Genomic DNA, 17,258 nt, shown 5'->3' with positions numbered 1-17,258 from the left:
CGCTACCGGTTCCGGTCGTGCAGGGCCTCGATGTGCTCGGCCACGGCGACGACCAGCACCCGGGTCTCGGGCACGGTGGCCCGCCAGCGGTGCCGCACCCCGCCGGTGAGGTACAGGGTGTCGCCGCGGCCCAGCCGGTACGCGCGGCCCTCCGCCTCGATCTCCACCGCGCCGTCGGCGACGTACATCAACTGGTCGTTGCGGTACTGGAACTCCCGGCCCGCGTCATGGTCCCCGGTGAACTCCGAGGCGTGCATCTGGTGGTGACCGCGCACCAGGGACCGCATCCGCGGCTGGAGCGCGGACTCGACGCACTCCGCGCGGACCACGTCGACGCTGCACGCCGGGTCGGCGGCGGCGAGGAGTTCGACGGCGGTGGTCCTCAGCGCGTCGGCGACCTTCTCCAGGGAGCCGGTACTGGGCCGCGCCCGGTCGTTCTCGATCTGGCTGAGGAAGGGCACCGACAGGCCGCTGCGTTCGGCCACGACCGCGAGGGTGAGCTGTAGCGCGCGGCGCCGCCGACGCACGGCCGCGCCCACTCGAAGGGGCTGTTCTTTGTGGTCGCCCATCGCTCCGGCTCCCTCCCTCGCTCGTCCTCGCTCCGCCACGTGCGCCGAGGCCCGACGCACCCTCGCTGTTGTCGGGTTCTCTGCACCCTACGCATGTTCGGCAAACCGTTTCCCATGGCCGTCACATCGACGACACACTGCGTCGGGTGGGACCCCACAGTTCGCGCCACCTGGATCATCCCGCCGTGGACGCCTCCCGCGGAACCCCTTCTCCGGTGCGAACCCGGACGGAGCACCTGACCAGCGGCGCCGAAACGGCGGCGAAACGGCGCTCTTCCTTTCAATGCGCGGCTGTTCTCCCGTGTTCCCCCATCCTCCCGGCGTAGGCGACGGGCGAAGTCGGTGCGCCCGGCACGCGGTTGGCGCCGGGTTCGGGGGGTGGCATGGCGCTGCGTGGTTGTCCGGATCCTTGCGGTAGGCACGCACCCCGGCGACGCGAAGGGCGGACACCGCCGTACCCACGGAAGATCCGTACGGCGGTGACCGCCCCGCGCGCGGCGGCCCGGGCCGGTCAGGTCACCCGGCCGCCTGGTTCTCGTCCGTCCTGTCGACGGGGGCCCACGTGTCCAGCAGGCCCGGGTGCTCCTTCAGCCAGCCGCGGACGGCGTCCTGCTCCTTGCCGCGGCCCGCCTTCAGGATCCGCGACTCCAGGCCGGTGAGCTGCTCCTCGGTCATGGAGAAGTCCTTCAGCCACCGGGCGACCTCGGGGTGGTCCTCCGCGAAGCCGTCACGGGCCACGGTGTGCACGCCGTCGCCCTCGCCCCAGGCGCCCTTCGGGTCCTCCAGCTTCCTCAGCTCGTAGTCGCTGTACGCCCAGTGCGGCGACCAGAGCGTGACGACGACCGGCTTCTTCTCGGCGTAGGCCCGCTTCAGCTCGGCGAGCATCGCCGGGGTGGAGCCGTCGACGACCTTGTAGGAGTCCTGGAGGCCGTACTCCTTGAGGACCTTGTCCTTCAGCAGGCCCATCATCCCGGCGCTGGGCTCGATGCCGATGATCCGGCCGCCGAAGTCGTCGGCGTGCGCCTTGAGGTCGGCGAGGGAGTCCACGTCCTCCATGTACGCCGGGACGGTCAGCTCCAGCGAGGTGGGGCCGTACCAGGCGCCGAGGTCGTCGATCCGCTCGCCGTACTCGGACCAGTACTCCCCGTGGGTGGTGGGCAGCCAGGCGTCCGTCTGGAAGTCGATCTGGCCGGTGGCGACGCCGGTGTACAGGGGGCCCGCGGCGTACTGGGTGGTGGTCACGTCGAAGCCGCGGCGCTCCAGCATCTCCTTCCACAGGTAGGTGGAGGCGATGCCCTCGTCCCACGGCAGGAAGCCGATCTCGACCTCCTTGCCCTTGCCGACGTCGGCGGCGGACGCCTCGGCGGTGCCGCCGGCGGAGCCGAAGACGTTCACGCCGCCGGCGACCAGGGCGAGGACGACCACGCCGACGACCGCGACGGCGGGGCGCGGGCGGTGCGCCCACGGCCGGGCGGCGCCGACGGCGCGGGCCCGGGCGGCGGCGCGTCGGCCGAGCGGGGAGATCTGGGTGCCGAGCGCGCTGGTCATCCGGTCCAGGTAGATCGCGAGGACGACGATGGCGACGCCCGCCTCGAAGCCGTACCCGATCTCCAGGCGGCCGATGGCCTCGTTGACGGCGCCGCCGAGGCCGCCGGTCCCGGCCATACCGGCGATGACGACCATCGACAGTCCGAGCATGATGACCTGGTTGACGCCCGCCATGATCGTCGGCAGGGCGAGGGGCAGCTGGACGCGGAGCAGGGTGTCGCGCGGGGTGGTGCCGAAGGCCTCGGCGGCCTCGACGAGGTCGCCGTCGACCTGGCGGATGCCCAGCTCGGTCATGCGCACGCCGGGCGCGACGGCGAAGATCAGCGTGGCGACGACACCGGCGGCGGTGCCCAGCCCGAAGAACAGGATCGCCGGGATCAGCAGCACCATCGACGGCATCGTCTGGAGCAGGTCGAGGGCGGGCCGCACGGCGGCGCTGACCGTCTTGGAGCGGGCGGCCCAGATGCCCAGCGGTACGGCGATCAGCAGGGCGATGACGGTGGCGACGAGCACCAGCGCCAGCGTCGACATGGCCCGCTCCCACAGGCCGAGCGAGTCGACGAGGGCGAACCCGGCGAACGCCAGGACGCCCGCGGCCAGCCCGCGCAGCCACCAGGCGACGACCGCCAGGATGCCCGCGAGGAGCAGCGCCTCGGGCGCGGTGAGCACGGCGTTCACGGCGTCGTACATCCCGCCGAGGACCGCCTTGACGGCGTCGAACAGCCAGGACAGGTGGGTGAGCAGCCAGTCGACGCCGGAGTCGACCCCGTCACCGAGGTGCAGCCTAGGCACGGGCGGTCACCTGCCCGCGCGGGCTCGTACAGGGTTCCGGGTCACCCTGCCGGTCCCCGAGGAACCCGACCAACCGCCGGGGCGGTACGACGCCGACGAGGGCGCGGTCGGCGTCCAGGACGGCGACGGGGTGCGGCACGCGCGCGCTGAGGGCGCACAGCTCGCCGAACGGGGTGGCGGGGGTGGCGGTGGGGCAGCCGCAGTCGGCCTCGTCGCCGCGCGCGGTGTCCATGACGGCGGCGGCCGTCAGCACGCGTGAGCGGTCGACGTCCTTGGTGAAGGAGGCGACGTAGTCGTTGGCGGGGCGCAGCAGGATGTCCTCGGCGGTGCCGTTCTGCACGATCCGGCCGTCCCGCATGACGGCGACGCGGTCGCCCAGGCGCATGGCCTCGTTGAGGTCGTGGGTGATGAAGACGATGGTCTTCTTCAGGGTCTGCTGGAGCTGGAGCAGCTGGTCCTGCATGTCGCGCCGGATCAGCGGGTCGAGGGCGCTGAAGGACTCGTCCATCAGCAGCAGGTCGGCGTCGGTGGCCAGGGCGCGGGCCAGGCCGACGCGCTGCTGCATACCGCCGGACAGCTCGTCGGGCCAGGACCGTTCCCAGCCGGCCAGCCCGCACAGCCGCAGCGCCTCGGCGGCACGCTCCTCGCGCTCGGCGCGGGGCACGCCCTGCACGGCGAGCCCGTAGGCGGCGTTCTCCAGGACGCTGCGGTGCGGGAAGAGCGCGAAGTGCTGGAAGACCATGCTGATCTTCCGGGCGCGGACCTCGCGCAGCTCGGTGGCGCCGAGCGCGGTGAGGTCCTGGCCGTCGAAGCGGACCCGGCCCGCGGTCGGCTCCAGCAGCCCGTTGAGCATCCGCAGCAGGGTGGACTTGCCGGACCCGGACAGGCCCATGACGACGAAGATCTGCCCTGGCTCGACGGTGAAGGAGGCGTCGATGACGGCGGCCGTGGCGCCGTCCGCCCGCAACTCCTCCCGGTCCGCTCCACCGCGCAGCCGTTCGGCCGCCTCCCTGGGTCGTCTGCCGAACACCTTGTGAAGATGCTCGGCCTCTAGCCTGGCTGACACACGTACCTCTTGTCTCGACTGCTGGGACGGGGCGACCGGACGCTGAACAGTTGAACGCGCAACCGGCACGGCTCCGCGGCGGCGCCTGCCCGTGCCGCCCACCGCCAAACGCACAAGTGGGCCAGTTCACAGGGGGTGTCCCGGGGGTGCTCCCGGGCACGCCGGGGGCCGTTGTCAGTGGGGTGCGGCATGATGCGGGGCGTGACCGGACGACTGATGCTGCTCGACACCGCCTCGCTCTACTTCCGCGCCTACTTCGGTGTGCCGGAGTCCGTGAAAGCCATGGACGGCACCCCGGTGAACGCCGTGCGCGGGCTGCTGGAATTCATCGACCGCCTGGTCCGCGACCACCGGCCCACCCAGCTGGTCGCCTGCATGGACGCCGACTGGCGCCCGCAGTGGCGCGTCGACCTGATCCCGTCCTACAAGGCGCACCGCGTCGCCGAGGAGCACGAGAGCGGGCCCGACGCGGAGGAGGTGCCCGACACCCTCGCCCCGCAGGTGCCGGTCATCGAGGCCGTCCTCGACGCCCTCGGCATCGCCCGCGTGGGCGTCGAGGGCTACGAGGCGGACGACGTGATCGGCACCTTCACCGCCCGCGCCGCGCTCCCGGTCGACATCGTCACCGGCGACCGCGACCTGTACCAGCTGGTGGACGACGCCCGCGGGGTGCGGGTGCTGTACCCGCTCAAGGGCGTCGGCACCCTCCAGATCACGGACGAGTCGGTGCTGCGCGAGAAGTACGGCGTCGACGGCCCCGGCTACGCGGACCTGGCGCTGCTGCGCGGCGACCCCAGCGACGGACTGCCCGGGGTGCCCGGCATCGGCGAGAAGACGGCCGCGAAGCTGCTCGCCGAGTTCGGCGACCTGGCCGGGATCATGGCCGCCGTAGACGACCCGAAGGCGAAGCTCACCCCGTCGCAGCGCAAGCGCCTCACCGAGGCCCGGCCCTACGTCGAGGTCGCGCCGAAGGTGGTCGAGGTCGCCGACGACGTTCCGCTGCCCGAGGTCGACCCGGCGCTGCCGCACGCCCCGCGCGACCCGGCCGGGCTCACCGAGCTGGCCGCCCACTGGAACCTCGGCGGCTCACTGGAGCGTCTGCTCACCACGCTCAGAGCTGAGGCCGGCCCCGCACGCCGGTGACGTCCGTACGGGGAGTGAGGCCAGAGGGTCCGTGCGTGAGGCGGCTCCCGGAAGGACAGGAGAGGCCGGCACCGGGGGGAAGTGCTAGCTTAGGGAACCCTAAGCAGGGAACAGCAGGGAGGCCGCCATGGCAGAACGTCCGGCCCGCACGCCGCGCAGGGCACACTCCGCGCAGGTCGTTCGCACCGAACGGCTCACTCCGCACATGCAGCGCGTGGTCCTCGGCGGCGACGGACTGGCCGACTTCTCGGCGGGCTCCTGCACCGACCACTACGTGAAGCTGCTGTTCCCCGCGCCGGGCGTCAGCTACCCCGAGCCGTTCGACGTGCAGCGCGTCCGCGAGGAGTTCCCGCGCGAGCAGTGGCCGGTGACCCGCACGTACACCGTGCGCGCCTGGGACGCCGAACCGCGGGAACTGACCGTGGACTTCGTGCTGCACGGCGACGAGGGCCTGGCGGGACCGTGGGCCGTCCGCGCCCGCCCCGGCGACACGATCCACTTCATGGGTCCCGGCGGCGCCTACGCCCCCGACCCGGACGCCGACTGGCACCTGCTCGTCGGGGACGAGAGCGCCCTGCCCGCCGTCGCGGCGGCCCTGGAGGCGCTGCCCGACGGCTCCACGGTGCGTGCCTTCGTGGAGGTCGCCGGGCCCGAGGAGGAGCAGAAGATCGACTCCGACGCGGAGGTGGTCTGGCTGCACCGCGGTGACCGGCCGGTCGGCGCCGCCCTGGTCGAGGCGGTGCGCGCGCTGCCCTTCCCGGAGGGCCGCGTCCACGCCTTCGTGCACGGCGAGGCGGGCTGGGTGAAGGAACTCCGCCGACTGCTCCGCGTCGACCACCAGGTGCCCCGCGAGGACCTCTCCGTCTCCGGTTACTGGCGCCTCGGCCACGACGAGGACGGCTGGCAGGAGTCCAAGCGGGAGTGGAACGCCCGGGTGGAGGCCGAGCAGGAGGGCACGGCGCCCGCGTAGTCCGGCGTCACCGCCCGCCGCTCCGGCCCACCATGAGACGCAGAACCCCCGCCCCGCCCTCCCCGCTCCCCCAGCGCGCCGGGGTCGACCCGGTGCGGGTGCGGATGCCCGCGGCGGGGCCCTGGGACACCGTGCGGGACTACCTGGTCGCGCGGCTCACCGGCGCGGGCCCGGGGGTGATCGACGCGATGCTCGCCTCCGGCCTGATCGTCGGCGCGGACGGGAGGCCGGTGCGCCCGGACGCGGGCTACGCGCCGGGGGCGTACGTGTGGTTCCACCGGGAGCTGCCCGCCGAGGTGCCGGTGCCGTTCCCGCTGCCGGTGGTGTACCGGGACGAGCACCTCGTCGTCGTGGACAAGCCGCACTTCCTGGCCACCACCCCGCGCGGCAGCCATGTCACCGAGACCGCGCTCGCCCGGCTCCGCCGCGACCTCGGCATCCCCACGCTCAGCGCCGCCCACCGGCTGGACCGGCTGACGGCGGGCCTGGTGCTGTTCACGGTGCGCCCCACGGAGCGCGGCGCCTACCAGACCCTGTTCCGCGACCGGCTGGTGCGCAAGGAGTACGAGGCCGTGGCGCCGTACGATCCCGGGCTGGCGCTGCCGCGGACGGTGCGCAGCCGGATCGTGAAGGAGCGCGGCTCGCTGACCGCCCGGGAGGTCGGGGGCGAACCGAACGCGGTCACCCGGATCGAGCTGCTGGAGACCCGCGCCGGTGCCGGGCCGGCCCGCTACCGGCTGTCGCCCGCCACCGGCCAGACCCACCAGCTCCGCGTCCACCTCAGCGCCCTCGGCCTGCCGATCCTCGGTGACCCCCTCTACCCGGAGGTGGCGCCGCCGACGCCACCCGACGACTTCCGCCGTCCGCTCCAACTGCTGGCGCGGGGACTGGAGTTCACCGACCCGGTCACCGGGACGCCGCACCGCTTCCGCTCCGGCCGCACGCTCGACGCCTGGTCGTCGCCCGCCGAGTGGGCCACCGGTCCGACGGCCCGCTGACCGCCGTACGCCCGGCGCGTCCGGTCAGTAGCCGCGCCACCACCGCACCAGCCGTCGCCACACGCCGTCCGGCCGGGTCGGGGGGCCCGGTGTCTGGAGGGGCTCCATGGAAGTCGTCGGCCGGGGCGGGGTCGGGGTGGCGTCGGCCTCGGTGGCGCTGATCTCCCAGCTGGCGCGCTGCTGCGGGACGGCGTTGAGGGCGGGCTTCCGGAGGACGTCCTGCTGCTCGCGGGGTTCGAAGCACACCGGGAGTTCCAGCAGGTGGCGGGAGGAGATGGACTCCGCCCAGCTCAGCTCGTCCTCGTCGCAGGCCAGCTCCACGTCCGGCAGCCGCAGCAGCAGCGCGTCCACGCCGACGTCGGCGATGGCGCGGCCGATGTCCTGCCCCGGGCACTCGTGCGGTCCGCCGCCGAAGGCGAGGTGGGAGCGGTTGCCCTTCATCCCGGCCCGCAGGTTGGGCCGTACCCTGGGGTCGACGTTGCCGGGGGCGGGCGCGAACAGCAGGCCGTCGCCGCGCCGGATGCGGTGGCCGCCCAGCTCGGTCTCCTGCTTGGCGAAGTAGGCGAAGACGGTGCTGAACGGGGGCTCGTCCCACAGCGACTGCTCGACCGCCTCGGGCACGGTGAGCTGCCCGCCGTTGAGCCGGTTGCGGAACCGCGAGTCGGTGAGGACCATCCGCAACACGTTGGCCAGCAGGTTGGCGGTGGCCTCGTAGGCGGCGATGAGCACCACCCGCAGGTGTTCGCGGACCTCGTCGTCGGAGAGCCCGGCGGGGTGGGTGATCAGTCGGCTGGCGAAGTCGTCCTCGGGATGGGCGCGCCGCCGGGCGGCGAGCCGCCCCAGCGCGTCGACGATGTACTGGTTGCTGGCGATGGCGGTCTCGGTGCCCTTGAGCATGTCGCGGGCGGCGTGCACGATCCGGTCGCCGTACTCGTCGGGCATTCCGAGGATCTCGCACATCACGGCCATCGGCAGGTGGTCGGCGAACTGGCTGACGAGGTCGGCCTCGCCCTCCTCGCAGAAGCGGTTGACGAGCGTCTGGCTGAAGCGGTTGACGAGCCGCCGCAGGGCACGGAACTCGATGGTGGACAGCGCGCCGTTGACCGCGCCGCGCAGCCGCAGGAGTTCGTCGCCCTCGGAGTGCGAGCAGATCGGCTGCCAGGCGATGTGCGGCATGAGCGGGTGGTCGGGCTTGACCCGGCCCTCCCGCAGCGGGGTCCAGATCCGGCTGTCCCGGGAGAACTGCGTGGGTGAGCGCACCAGTTGCAGGTTCTCGGCGTGGCCGAGGACCACCCACATCGGGACGTCGTCGGGCAGCAGCACCGGCGCCACCGGCCCGTGCTCGTCGCGGAGTTCCTCGTACAGGGACCGCAGGTCGTCCGCGTCCGGGCCGTAGAGCCGACGCGCCCCCTGGGGGCCGAAGGCGTGCGCGGGGCAGCCGGGGGGCGGACTGAGCAGGGCGTCGTCCGTACCGGCCGGGGTTGGGGATTCAGGCATCACAGCGAGTCGCTTTCGGAGACGCGTACACGGGCGTACGGGGTACGGGGGCTGTCCCGTCAGATGAGCTGGCGGTTCATGACGATCTCGTGCAGGAACCGCACGAGGGTCATCAGCGTGTCCCGGCTGGAGGCGCGGCGCCGGGCGTCGCACTCCACGATGGGGATCTCGGGTGCCAGGTCGAGCGCGATGCGCAGTTCGTCGAGGGGGTAACGGGGCGCGTTCGGGAAGGTGTTGACGGCCACCACGAACGGTACGCCGCGCTCCTCCAGCCGCCCCATCACGTCGAAGCTGACCTGGAGGCGCCGGGTGTCGACCAGGACGACCGCGCCGAGCGCCCCTTCGAACAGCCCGTTCCACAGGAACCAGAAGCGTTCCTGGCCGGGGGTGCCGAAGAGGTACAGCACGAGTTCGTCCGTGATGCTGATGCGGCCGAAGTCCATCGCCACGGTGGTGGCCGTCTTGTCGTCGGTACGGCGGTCGTCGTCGACGCCGATCCCGGCCTGCGTCATGGTCTCCTCGGTGGTCAGCGGTTTGATCTCGCTGACCGAGCCGACCATGGTGGTCTTGCCGACCCCGAAGCCACCCACGATCACGATCTTCACCGCGGCGCGCGCCGTGTGCGGCAGGTGGTCCTCGGCGCGCGGGCCGGGAATGGTGTCAGAGCTTTTGAAGTCCATGCATCACCGCTTCGAGGATGGAACGGTCGGGTAGCGCCTGGCGGACGATCGGGGCGCGCGCCTGTACGAGTCCGGCCGTCAGCATGTCGGTGAGCAGTACGGACACGACGCTGAACGGCAGGGCCAGGTAGGCCGAGATCTCGGCCACGGACAGGGGGGCGACGCAGAGCCTGAGCACTGCCGCCTGCTCGGGGGGAGTGGAGGACCTCGGCTCGGCGTGCGCCACCACCAACGTCACCAGGTCGACGTCCCCGCGCCCTCCGTCCCCGTCCCCGTCGCCGCCGATCACGAACAGGCGCTCGGGTTCGGGCCGGGAGTCGTCGCTGTCGTCACCGTCGTCCTCGCGGGGCTCCGGCGGTTGCTGGGGCGGCGGCTCTTCCTTCCTGGGGTGGCGCCGCTGGCGCTTCGGAGGAGTCATACGACCCTCTTGTTCCGCCGCGGCGGACTGGTCAGGTGCGGTCCGATCCGGGCGACGAGGTCACGCATCCGGGAGCTCATCATCCCGGGTTCGCAGCGGATGTCGGAGAGCACCGCCAGATAGGCGTTGGGGCCGGCGGCCATCAGGTAGAAGTAGCCGCCGTTGACCTCGATGAGGATCATGCGCATCTCGCCGTCACTGCTGGTGATCTCGTCGGCGAGGGCGCCGGCCAGGCTCTGCAGCCCGGCGCAGGCGGCGGCGACCCGGTCCCCGGTGTCGGGGTCGCCGCCCTGGCGGGCGATGCGCAGCCCGTCGGCGGAGAGCACCACGATCATCTGGATGCCGGGCACGCTCTTGGCGAGGTCCGTGAGCATCCAGTCGAGGTTCGGTCGGTACTCCATCACTTGGGATCCCTCTCGTCTGCGGCCTCGGGACCGACCGGCTCCTCGGTCGGCCCGGGGGTGGACTCGGACTCGTACTCGGACGGGTCGCGTTTCAGCCCCTCGAAGAAGGCTTCGACCCAGAGTCCGGGCGGGGGCTGCTCCTCCTTCGGCTCGGGCGCGGGCTCCGGTACGGTGCGGCCCTCGCGCGCGGCCTTCTCGGCGGCCTCCTGCTCCTCCGCCTGAGCGATGTAGGCGCGCCTGCGCAGCTCGTGGGGCGGTACGACCACCCGGCTGCGGCGCTGCGGCAGGCCGGTGGCCGTCCACTCGGTGACGATCGGGTCGTCGTCCTCCGACGGGGGTGCGGGGGCGGGGACGTCGATGGCGGCGGGGATGCCGCGTTCCGTGGCGGCGGCGGCTTCCTCCTCCTCCAGGTGGAGGGCGGTCGAGGGGACCTTCTTGGGGCTGGAGGGACGGCGCTTCTTGGGCGGGCGCTGGGGGCCCTGGGGGATCTCGTCGGAGAGGATGGGCAGCGAGGTGGCGCCGATGCCGTGGGCGAGGCCGACACCGCGTTCGGTGGTGAGCAGGGCGTGCGGGACGACGAGGACGGCGCGGACCCCGCCGTACGCCGAGGGGCGCAGCGAGACCCGCATGTTGTGGGACTTGCACAGGCGGCCGACGACCGCGAGACCGAGGCGGGGCGCCTGGTCGAGGTCCTGGATGTCGATGCCCTGCATGGCCCGTTCCAGCATCCCCTCGCAGCGGGCGCGGGCCTCCTCGTTGAAGCTGATGCCGCCGTCCTCGATCTCGATGGCGACACCGGTCTGCACGGCGACCGCGGTGACGTGGACCTTGGAGTTCGGGGGCGAGTAGCGCGTGGCGTTGTCGAACAGTTCCGCGCAGGCGTGGATGACGGGCTCGACGTAGATGCCCTTGACGCTGATGCGGGCGATGTTGCTCAGGGTGATCCGGCGGTACTCCAGGATCCGGGACATCGCGCCGCGCAGGGTGCTGTAGAGCGACACGGGCAGGGGCCACTGCCTGCCGGGACGGCCGCCGCCGAGGACGGAGACGGTGTCGGCGAGACGGCCCATCAGGGAGGTGCCGTGGTCGATGCGGAGCAGGTCGTCGAAGACCCGGGGGTTGGTGCCGTGGTCCTCCTCCATCTCCCGCAGTTCGTGGGCCTGCTGGTGGATGAGGGCCTGGATGCGGCGGGCGACGTCGACGAAGGAGCGGGCCAGGGAGTCGCGGATGGCGTCCTCCGTGTCCACGATGAACATGACCCGCTTCAGCAGGACTTCCAGCGGTCCGGGGAGGTACTGGAAGCGCTCGTCCTCCTCCCGGAGCTGGCGGAGCGCCTCGACCGGGGACTCACCCGTCTTCAGCTTCTCGAACGCGGCGGGCACGATGTCGTCGGTGAAGCGGGCCAGCACGTCGTGCTGCGCGGCCCACCGGCGTTCCAGGTAGGCGGCGTAGTGGCTGTGCTCGGCCTGCACGTTGCGCACCACCCGGCCGCGCCGCACCGCCTCGGCGGACACCGCCAGCAGCAGCACCACGGCCACGGCACCGCACGCGCCGACCACGACCCGCGCCGAGGGCACCACCAGGGCGACGGCGGCCCCGGTCGCCGCCGCCATCACTATGGCCGGTACCAGGAACACGCGCCCCTCGGGCAGGTCGCGCCGTAGGGGAGGGGGTTGAACACTCACCATGTGGGCCTCTAAGACGAATCAGCGGGGGGACGGTCCATGGGCATCCTGCACGTTCAGGAACTCGTGCGACCCATGGGGAACAAACGCCCGAATACACCTCAACTCGGCGCGCTGCGGGCGAGCTTAGTCCGACCGGATCATCGCCGTGTCACATTCCGCGTCCGCCTGAAACACCCCGCGCGACAGGAGTACCCTCAGCCCCATTTACACCCAACGGAGCGGTTCGAACACCGAACGTAACGACGTACGGGCGTACGAATCCGGCTCACCGTCACGGGTGACGGCACCCATGGCTAGGGGGTGCCCGCCGCTCGGACGGACACCCCCGGCCCTCCTGTCCCGTCAGCCCACCGACGAGTAGGCGACCACGCCCCGCAGCAAGGCGTCCACGGCCTTGCGGGCGTTCTTCACCACGGTCGACCCGGGGGGCGCCGCCGCCTGGATCTGCCCCAGCACGTCGATGACCTGCTTGCACCAGCGCACGAAGTCACCGGCGGGCATCTCCACCTCCCGCAGCACCTCGTCGAGCCCCTTGCCGCTGGCCCACATGTACGCCGCCCAGGCGAACCCGAGATCCGGCTCCCGCTGCCCGACACCCTCGGTCTGGGTGATGCGGAAGTCCTCCTCCAGCGCGTCCAGACGCCCCCAGATCCGCACCATCTCCCCCAGCGCGGCCCGCGCCTGCCCGGAGGGCAGCTTCGGCGCCATCGCGTCGTCCGAGACCCGCGCCTCGAACACCAACGCCGAGACGCACGCCGCCAGTTCGGCGGGCCCGAGGCCCTCCCAGACGCCCTCGCGCAGGCACTCGCTGGCCAGCAGGTCCAGCTCGCCGTAGAGCCGGGCCAGCCGCTTGCCGTGCTCGGTGACCTCGTTGTCCCGCAGGTAGTCCAGCTCGGTCAGCAGGGCCACGATCCGGTCGAAGGTCCGCGCGATGGTGTTGGTGCGGCCCTCGATCCGCCGCTCCAGCTGGGAGGTGTCCCGCAGCAGCCGGTGGTACCGCTCGGCCCACCGCGCGTGGTCCTCCCGGTCGTTGCACCCGTGGCACGGGTGCGCCCGCAGCGCCGTCCGCAGCCGGGCGATCTCCCGGTCGTCCGCCGCCGCCGAACGCCGCTTGCGGGCCCGCTCCGCCGGAATGTGCCCGGCCTTGGTGCGCAGCGCCGACGCCAGGTCCCGACGGGACTGCGGGGAGCGCGGGTTGAACGACTTCGGGATCCGCATCCGCTCCAGCGCCTCCACCGGCACCGGGAAGTCCATCGACGCCAGCCGCTTGACCTGCCGCTCGGCGGTGAGCACCAACGGCCGCGGACCGTCGTGGTGTTCGAACCCGCGGTGCCCGTTGGAACGCCCCGCCGGGAGCCCCGGGTCGAGGACCAGCGCCAGCCCCGCGTACTTCCCCGTCGGCACGTGGATCACGTCGCCCGGCTTCAGCCGCTCCAGCGCCACCGCCGCCTCCGCGCGCCGCTGCGCCGCGCCCTGCCGGGCCAGCTCGGTCTCCCGGTCCTTCAGCTCCCGGCGCAGCCGCGCGTACTCCTCGAAGTCGCCGAGGTGGCAGGTCATGGAGGCCCGGTAGCCCTCCAGGCCCTCCTCGTTGCGCTGCACCTGCCGGGAGATCCCGACCACCGACCGGTCCGCCTGGAACTGCGCGAACGACGTCTCCAGCAGCTCCCGCGACCGGTGCCGCCCGAACTGCTCGACCAGGTTGACGGCCATGTTGTACGACGGTCTGAAGCTGGACCGCAGCGGGTACGTGCGGGTGCCCGCGAGCCCCGCCAGGTGCTCGGGGCTCATGCCCCGCTGCCACAGCACCACCGCGTGGCCCTCGACATCGATGCCACGCCGCCCGGCCCGCCCGGTGAGCTGGGTGTACTCGCCCGGGGTGATGTCGGCGTGCTGCTCGCCGTTCCACTTCACGAGCTTCTCCAGGACCACCGACCGCGCGGGCATGTTGATGCCCAGCGCCAGCGTCTCGGTGGCGAACACGGCCTTCACCAGACCGCGGACGAACAGCTCCTCCACGACCTCCTTGAAGGTCGGCAGCATCCCCGCGTGGTGGGCGGCGATCCCGCGCTCCAGCCCTTCGAGCCACTCGTAGTAGCCGAGGACGTGCAGGTCCTCGGCGGGGATCGACGCGGTGCGTTCCTCCACCAGGGCCCGCACCCGCGCCCGCGCCTCGTCGTCGTTGAGCCGCAGCCCCGCGTACAGGCACTGCTGGACGGCGGCCTCGCAGGCGGCGCGGCTGAAGATGAAGGTGATCGCGGGCAGCAGGCCCTCGGCGTCGAGCCGCTCTATGACCTCCGGTCTGCTCGGCGTCCACACCCGTGACCGCTGCCGCCGCTCCCGCTCCCGGTCGGCCTCGCGCATCGCGCGGCCCCGGCGGCGGTCCTGGTACGACGGCCGGGTGGCCTCCATCCGCGCCATCCGCGTGAGGTCGGGGTTGACGGCCTTCTTCTGCCCCTCGCCCTCCTCGAAGAGGTCGTACATCCGCCGCCCGGCCAGCACGTGCTGGAACAGCGGCACCGGCCGGTGCTCGGAGACGATCACCTCGGTGTCGCCGCGGACGGTGTCCAGCCAGTCGCCGAACTCCTCGGCGTTGGACACCGTCGCCGACAATGACACCAGCGTCACCGACTCGGGCAGGTGGATGATCACCTCTTCCCAGACCGCGCCGCGGAACCGGTCGGAGAGGTAGTGCACCTCGTCCATGACCACGTAGCCCAGGCCCAGCAGGGTCCGCGAGCCGGCGTACAGCATGTTCCGCAGCACCTCGGTGGTCATCACGACCACCGGGGCGTCGGGGTTGACGCTGTTGTCGCCGGTGAGCAGGCCGACCTTCTCCGCGCCGTAGCGGCGGCACAGGTCGGCGTACTTCTGGTTCGACAGCGCCTTGATGGGGGTGGTGTAGAAGCACTTCCTGCCCTGGAGCAGGGCGAGGTGGACGGCGAACTCACCCACGATCGTCTTGCCGGAGCCGGTGGGCGCGGCGACCAGGACGCCCTTCCCCGCCTCCAGCGCCTGGCAGGACTCGATCTGGAAGGGGTCGAGGCCGAAGTCGTACATCTCGCGGAAGGACGCGAGCGCGGTGGCCTGCTCGACGGCCCGCTTCCGGGCTGCCGCGTACCGCTCGGCCGGTGAGAGATCCTCTGTCATCGTACTTTCGAGCGTACCGGGCCCCACGGACAACGGGACGATCATTATCGGGATCCACAGCCCGGTATCGGGCGATCCGCCCAGTTCAGCGGGGTACGACGGTCAGGGGCCGACGATGCGGACCGCGCCCGGCACGCACCGGGCGGTCAGCGGCAGCGGCCCGAGCGGCTCCCCGTCGGCGTACCCGGTGATGCCGTCGGCGGCCAGCTCGACGCTGACCGCGCGGTAGACGCTGACCTTGGGGTGGCGCACGTGCCCGCCCCGGTACACCGACGGGAACACCCGCAGCAGGGTCGCCCGGCCGCAGTCCCCGACCACGGTGACGTCGAACAGCCCGTCGGTCGGGTCGGCGCCGGGACAGATCCGCATCCCGCCCCCGTACGACGCCCCGTTGCCGACCGCCACCAGCGTCGCCTCGATCTCCCGGGTCTCGCCGCCGTCCAGGGTGATCCGGTACGGGAACGGCCGGAACGCGGCCAGCTCGGCCAGCATCGCGAGGTCGTACTTCAGCCGCCCGGCGGGCCAGCGCATCCGGTTGCCGCGGTCGTTGACGCGGGAGTCGAACCCGGAGGCGAGGACGGTGCCGAACCAGTGGTCGCCGACCCGTCCGAGGTCGACGTCCCGCAGCCGGGCCCCCTTCAGGGCGTCGGCGGTGACCCGGCCCGCGGCGGCCGGGTCCCGGACGGGCAGGCCCAGGGCGCGGGCGAAGTCGTTGCCGGTGCCGACGGCGACCACCCCGAGCGGGGTGCGGGTGCCCGCGACCGCCTGGAGCGCCAGGTTGACCATGCCGTCGCCGCCCACCGCAACGAGCGCGCCGGTGCCCTCCGCGACGGCGGCACGCGCGCGTGCGAGGGCGTCCGCGGCGCTGCTCCCGACGAGCGTGCGTACCTGGAACCCGGCGGCCCGCAGAGCGGAGGCGGCCGGCTGCGCCGCGTGGGCGCCCCGGCCGCGTCCCGCGGTGGGGTTGACGACGATGGTGATCTCGCTGCTCACGGGAGTGACCCTATGAGCCGTCCGCGGATCCTCAGGTCACGTCGTCATAACCGTTGACCCGGTCCGTGCTCGCCTGCTCCGGCAGCGTGGCCCGGCCGCTCGTGACCGGCTCGGCCTCGCCGATGTCCTCGGGGGTCAGGTCCAGCTCGGACGCCTCGTCGTCGGCGGGGCCGAGGGCCTCACGGCGGCGCCTGCGGTGGTCGTTGACCAGCGAGACGGCGACGGCGGTGAAGTACAGCACCCAGATCGGCCCGGCCAGCGCCATCATGGTCAGCGGGTCGGTGCTGGGCGTGGCGATCGCCGCGAAGACGGTGATGCCCATGATCATGCCGCGCCACCAGCCGAGCATCCGCTTGCCGGTGATGGCGCCGGTGAAGTTCAGCATGACCAGCAGCAGCGGCAGTTCGAAGGAGAGACCGAAGACGACGACCATGCGCGTGACCAGGTCGAGCAGGTCGTCCAGCGGCAGCAGGTTGTCGACGCCGAACGGCGTGAACTCGATCAGCACCTTCGCGGTGGTGGGCAGCACCTTGTAGGCGAAGAAGGCGCCCGCGAGGAAGAGCGGGAAGCCGGTGGCGACGAACGCGTAGGCGTACTTCTTCTCGTGCCGGTGCAGACCGGGCGCGACGAACGCCCACAGCTGGTACAGCCAGACCGGCGCGGCCAGCACGACACCCGCCATCAGGGAGACCTTGAGGGCGAGCGTGAACGGCGTGAGCAGACCGTTGATGGTGATCTGCGCGCACGGGTCCGCGTCCTCCTGTGCGCGCGCGAGTTCCTCGAACGACTGCGTGCAGCCGACCGACTTGAGGATCGGCTCGGTGAAGAAGTTGATGATGTCGTTGTAGAAGAAGGCGGCGACGATCGTCACCAGGACGATCGCCAGCAGCGCCTTCGCGAGCCGGTTGCGAAGCTCACGAAGGTGCTCCGCGAGGGGCATCCGCCCCTCGGGATCCTTCTCCTTCTCCTTCTTGCGGGCAGGCTTCAGCAACCCACGTTCCCATCTCGTGCGGGGGCCGGAGGTCACCGGCCCTGCGTCAGCGCTTGGTCGTGTCCGTCGGCTCGGTGACCGGGCGGGAGCTGGTCACGTCGCCGGGCGCGGCCTGGATGATGCGCTGAGCGGGGCCCTGCTGGTCGTCGGGCTGCGGCGGGTCGGCCGGGGCGGAGGACTTGTCCTCCTTCATCGCCTTGGCCTCGCTCTTCAGGATGCGCGCGGACTTGCCGAGCGAGCGGGCCATGTCCGGAAGCTTCTTCGCGCCGAACAGCAGGATGATGACGACGAGGATGAGAATGATCTCGGGGGCTCCGAGCCTTCCGAACATAAGTCTTTACCTTCTCACCGAGG

At 72.2% G+C, this 17,258-nt stretch carries 15 protein-coding genes; 3 read left to right on the top strand and 12 right to left on the bottom strand.

Annotated features, from left to right (window positions below):
• Positions 1 to 2 precede the first annotated feature (2 nt).
• The 3 genes from ABZ659_RS14575 to ABZ659_RS14565 form a co-directional block, all read right to left on the bottom strand.
• On the bottom strand, positions 3 to 569 hold the full coding sequence (locus ABZ659_RS14575) for an XRE family transcriptional regulator (protein WP_360218378.1): 567 nt from the start codon (positions 567 to 569) through the stop codon (positions 3 to 5).
• A gap of 516 nt (positions 570 to 1,085) precedes the next feature.
• The gene (locus tag ABZ659_RS14570) at positions 1,086 to 2,909 is read right to left on the bottom strand and encodes an ABC transporter permease/substrate binding protein (RefSeq protein ID WP_360218375.1); all 1,824 of its coding nucleotides are present in this window, start codon (positions 2,907 to 2,909) and stop codon (positions 1,086 to 1,088) included.
• Positions 2,902 to 3,975, bottom strand: coding sequence for a betaine/proline/choline family ABC transporter ATP-binding protein (locus tag ABZ659_RS14565; RefSeq protein WP_360218372.1), 1,074 nt, complete (start codon positions 3,973 to 3,975; stop codon positions 2,902 to 2,904). The genes ABZ659_RS14570 and ABZ659_RS14565 overlap by 8 nt, the downstream gene beginning before the upstream one ends.
• Positions 3,976 to 4,167: 192 nt before the next feature.
• Between ABZ659_RS14565 and ABZ659_RS14560 the strand changes: the two genes are divergently transcribed.
• The 3 genes from ABZ659_RS14560 (at position 4,168) to ABZ659_RS14550 (ending at position 7,086) form a co-directional block, all read left to right on the top strand.
• On the top strand, positions 4,168 to 5,118 hold the full coding sequence (locus tag ABZ659_RS14560) for a 5'-3' exonuclease (RefSeq protein ID WP_360218567.1): 951 nt from the start codon (positions 4,168 to 4,170) through the stop codon (positions 5,116 to 5,118).
• A gap of 127 nt (positions 5,119 to 5,245) precedes the next feature.
• Positions 5,246 to 6,088, top strand: a complete 843-nt coding sequence (locus ABZ659_RS14555; protein WP_360218369.1) for a siderophore-interacting protein — start codon at positions 5,246 to 5,248, stop codon at positions 6,086 to 6,088.
• Positions 6,089 to 6,120: 32 nt separating this feature from the next.
• Positions 6,121 to 7,086 carry a pseudouridine synthase gene (locus tag ABZ659_RS14550; RefSeq protein ID WP_360218366.1) on the top strand — a complete coding sequence of 322 codons (966 nt, stop codon included), beginning with the start codon at positions 6,121 to 6,123 and terminating at the stop codon, positions 7,084 to 7,086.
• A 24-nt stretch (positions 7,087 to 7,110) separates the two neighbouring features.
• On the opposite strand, the gene ABZ659_RS14545 is transcribed toward ABZ659_RS14550, so the two are convergent.
• From ABZ659_RS14545 to tatA, 9 genes are all read right to left on the bottom strand, one after another.
• Positions 7,111 to 8,586: a cytochrome P450 gene (locus tag ABZ659_RS14545; protein WP_360218363.1), complete on the bottom strand. Its 1,476-nt coding sequence runs from the start codon at positions 8,584 to 8,586 to the stop codon at positions 7,111 to 7,113.
• 56 nt (positions 8,587 to 8,642) lie between these two features.
• Entirely contained in the window at positions 8,643 to 9,263 is a 621-nt protein-coding gene (locus ABZ659_RS14540; protein ID WP_360218360.1) for an ATP/GTP-binding protein, read from the bottom strand.
• Positions 9,244 to 9,681, bottom strand: coding sequence for a DUF742 domain-containing protein (locus tag ABZ659_RS14535; RefSeq protein WP_360218357.1), 438 nt, complete (start codon positions 9,679 to 9,681; stop codon positions 9,244 to 9,246). The genes ABZ659_RS14540 and ABZ659_RS14535 overlap by 20 nt, the downstream gene beginning before the upstream one ends.
• Positions 9,678 to 10,085 (bottom strand): roadblock/LC7 domain-containing protein, encoded by a 408-nt coding sequence (locus ABZ659_RS14530; protein ID WP_360218354.1) that lies wholly within the window; start codon positions 10,083 to 10,085, stop codon positions 9,678 to 9,680. The genes ABZ659_RS14535 and ABZ659_RS14530 overlap by 4 nt, the downstream gene beginning before the upstream one ends.
• A complete protein-coding gene (locus ABZ659_RS14525) occupies positions 10,082 to 11,773 on the bottom strand; it encodes an ATP-binding protein (RefSeq protein ID WP_360218351.1) in 1,692 nt (563 codons plus the stop codon). The genes ABZ659_RS14530 and ABZ659_RS14525 overlap by 4 nt, the downstream gene beginning before the upstream one ends.
• A gap of 342 nt (positions 11,774 to 12,115) precedes the next feature.
• Positions 12,116 to 14,965: a DEAD/DEAH box helicase gene (locus tag ABZ659_RS14520; RefSeq protein WP_360218348.1), complete on the bottom strand. Its 2,850-nt coding sequence runs from the start codon at positions 14,963 to 14,965 to the stop codon at positions 12,116 to 12,118.
• 57 nt (positions 14,966 to 15,022) lie between these two features.
• Entirely contained in the window at positions 15,023 to 15,913 is an 891-nt protein-coding gene (locus ABZ659_RS14515) for a diacylglycerol kinase (protein ID WP_360218345.1), read from the bottom strand.
• Between the two features lie 31 nt (positions 15,914 to 15,944).
• Complete coding sequence (tatC, locus tag ABZ659_RS14510; protein WP_360218342.1) at positions 15,945 to 16,904, bottom strand: twin-arginine translocase subunit TatC; 960 nt, start codon at positions 16,902 to 16,904, stop codon at positions 15,945 to 15,947.
• Between the two features lie 46 nt (positions 16,905 to 16,950).
• Complete coding sequence (gene tatA, locus ABZ659_RS14505) at positions 16,951 to 17,235, bottom strand: Sec-independent protein translocase subunit TatA (protein WP_360218339.1); 285 nt, start codon at positions 17,233 to 17,235, stop codon at positions 16,951 to 16,953.
• Between the last annotated feature and the right edge of the window lie 23 nt (positions 17,236 to 17,258).

The sequence above is a fragment of the Streptomyces sp. NPDC006997 genome (assembly GCF_040635175.1).
In the GTDB taxonomy this organism is placed as follows: Bacteria; Actinomycetota; Actinomycetes; order Streptomycetales; family Streptomycetaceae; genus Streptomyces.
This window is presented reverse-complemented; position numbering and strand designations above follow the sequence as displayed.

Coding starts and splice junctions, on each gene's coding strand:
- ABZ659_RS14550 (WP_360218366.1), top strand. CDS start 6,121: ATGAGACGCAGAACCCCCGCCCCGCCCTCCCCGCTCCCCCAGCGCGCC.
- tatA (WP_360218339.1), bottom strand. CDS start 17,235: ATGTTCGGAAGGCTCGGAGCCCCCGAGATCATTCTCATCCTCGTCGTC.
- ABZ659_RS14575 (WP_360218378.1), bottom strand. CDS start 569: ATGGGCGACCACAAAGAACAGCCCCTTCGAGTGGGCGCGGCCGTGCGT.
- ABZ659_RS14535 (WP_360218357.1), bottom strand. CDS start 9,681: ATGACTCCTCCGAAGCGCCAGCGGCGCCACCCCAGGAAGGAAGAGCCG.
- ABZ659_RS14540 (WP_360218360.1), bottom strand. CDS start 9,263: ATGGACTTCAAAAGCTCTGACACCATTCCCGGCCCGCGCGCCGAGGAC.
- ABZ659_RS14560 (WP_360218567.1), top strand. CDS start 4,168: ATGCGGGGCGTGACCGGACGACTGATGCTGCTCGACACCGCCTCGCTC.
- ABZ659_RS14555 (WP_360218369.1), top strand. CDS start 5,246: ATGGCAGAACGTCCGGCCCGCACGCCGCGCAGGGCACACTCCGCGCAG.
- ABZ659_RS14525 (WP_360218351.1), bottom strand. CDS start 11,773: ATGGTGAGTGTTCAACCCCCTCCCCTACGGCGCGACCTGCCCGAGGGG.
- ABZ659_RS14520 (WP_360218348.1), bottom strand. CDS start 14,965: ATGATCGTCCCGTTGTCCGTGGGGCCCGGTACGCTCGAAAGTACGATG.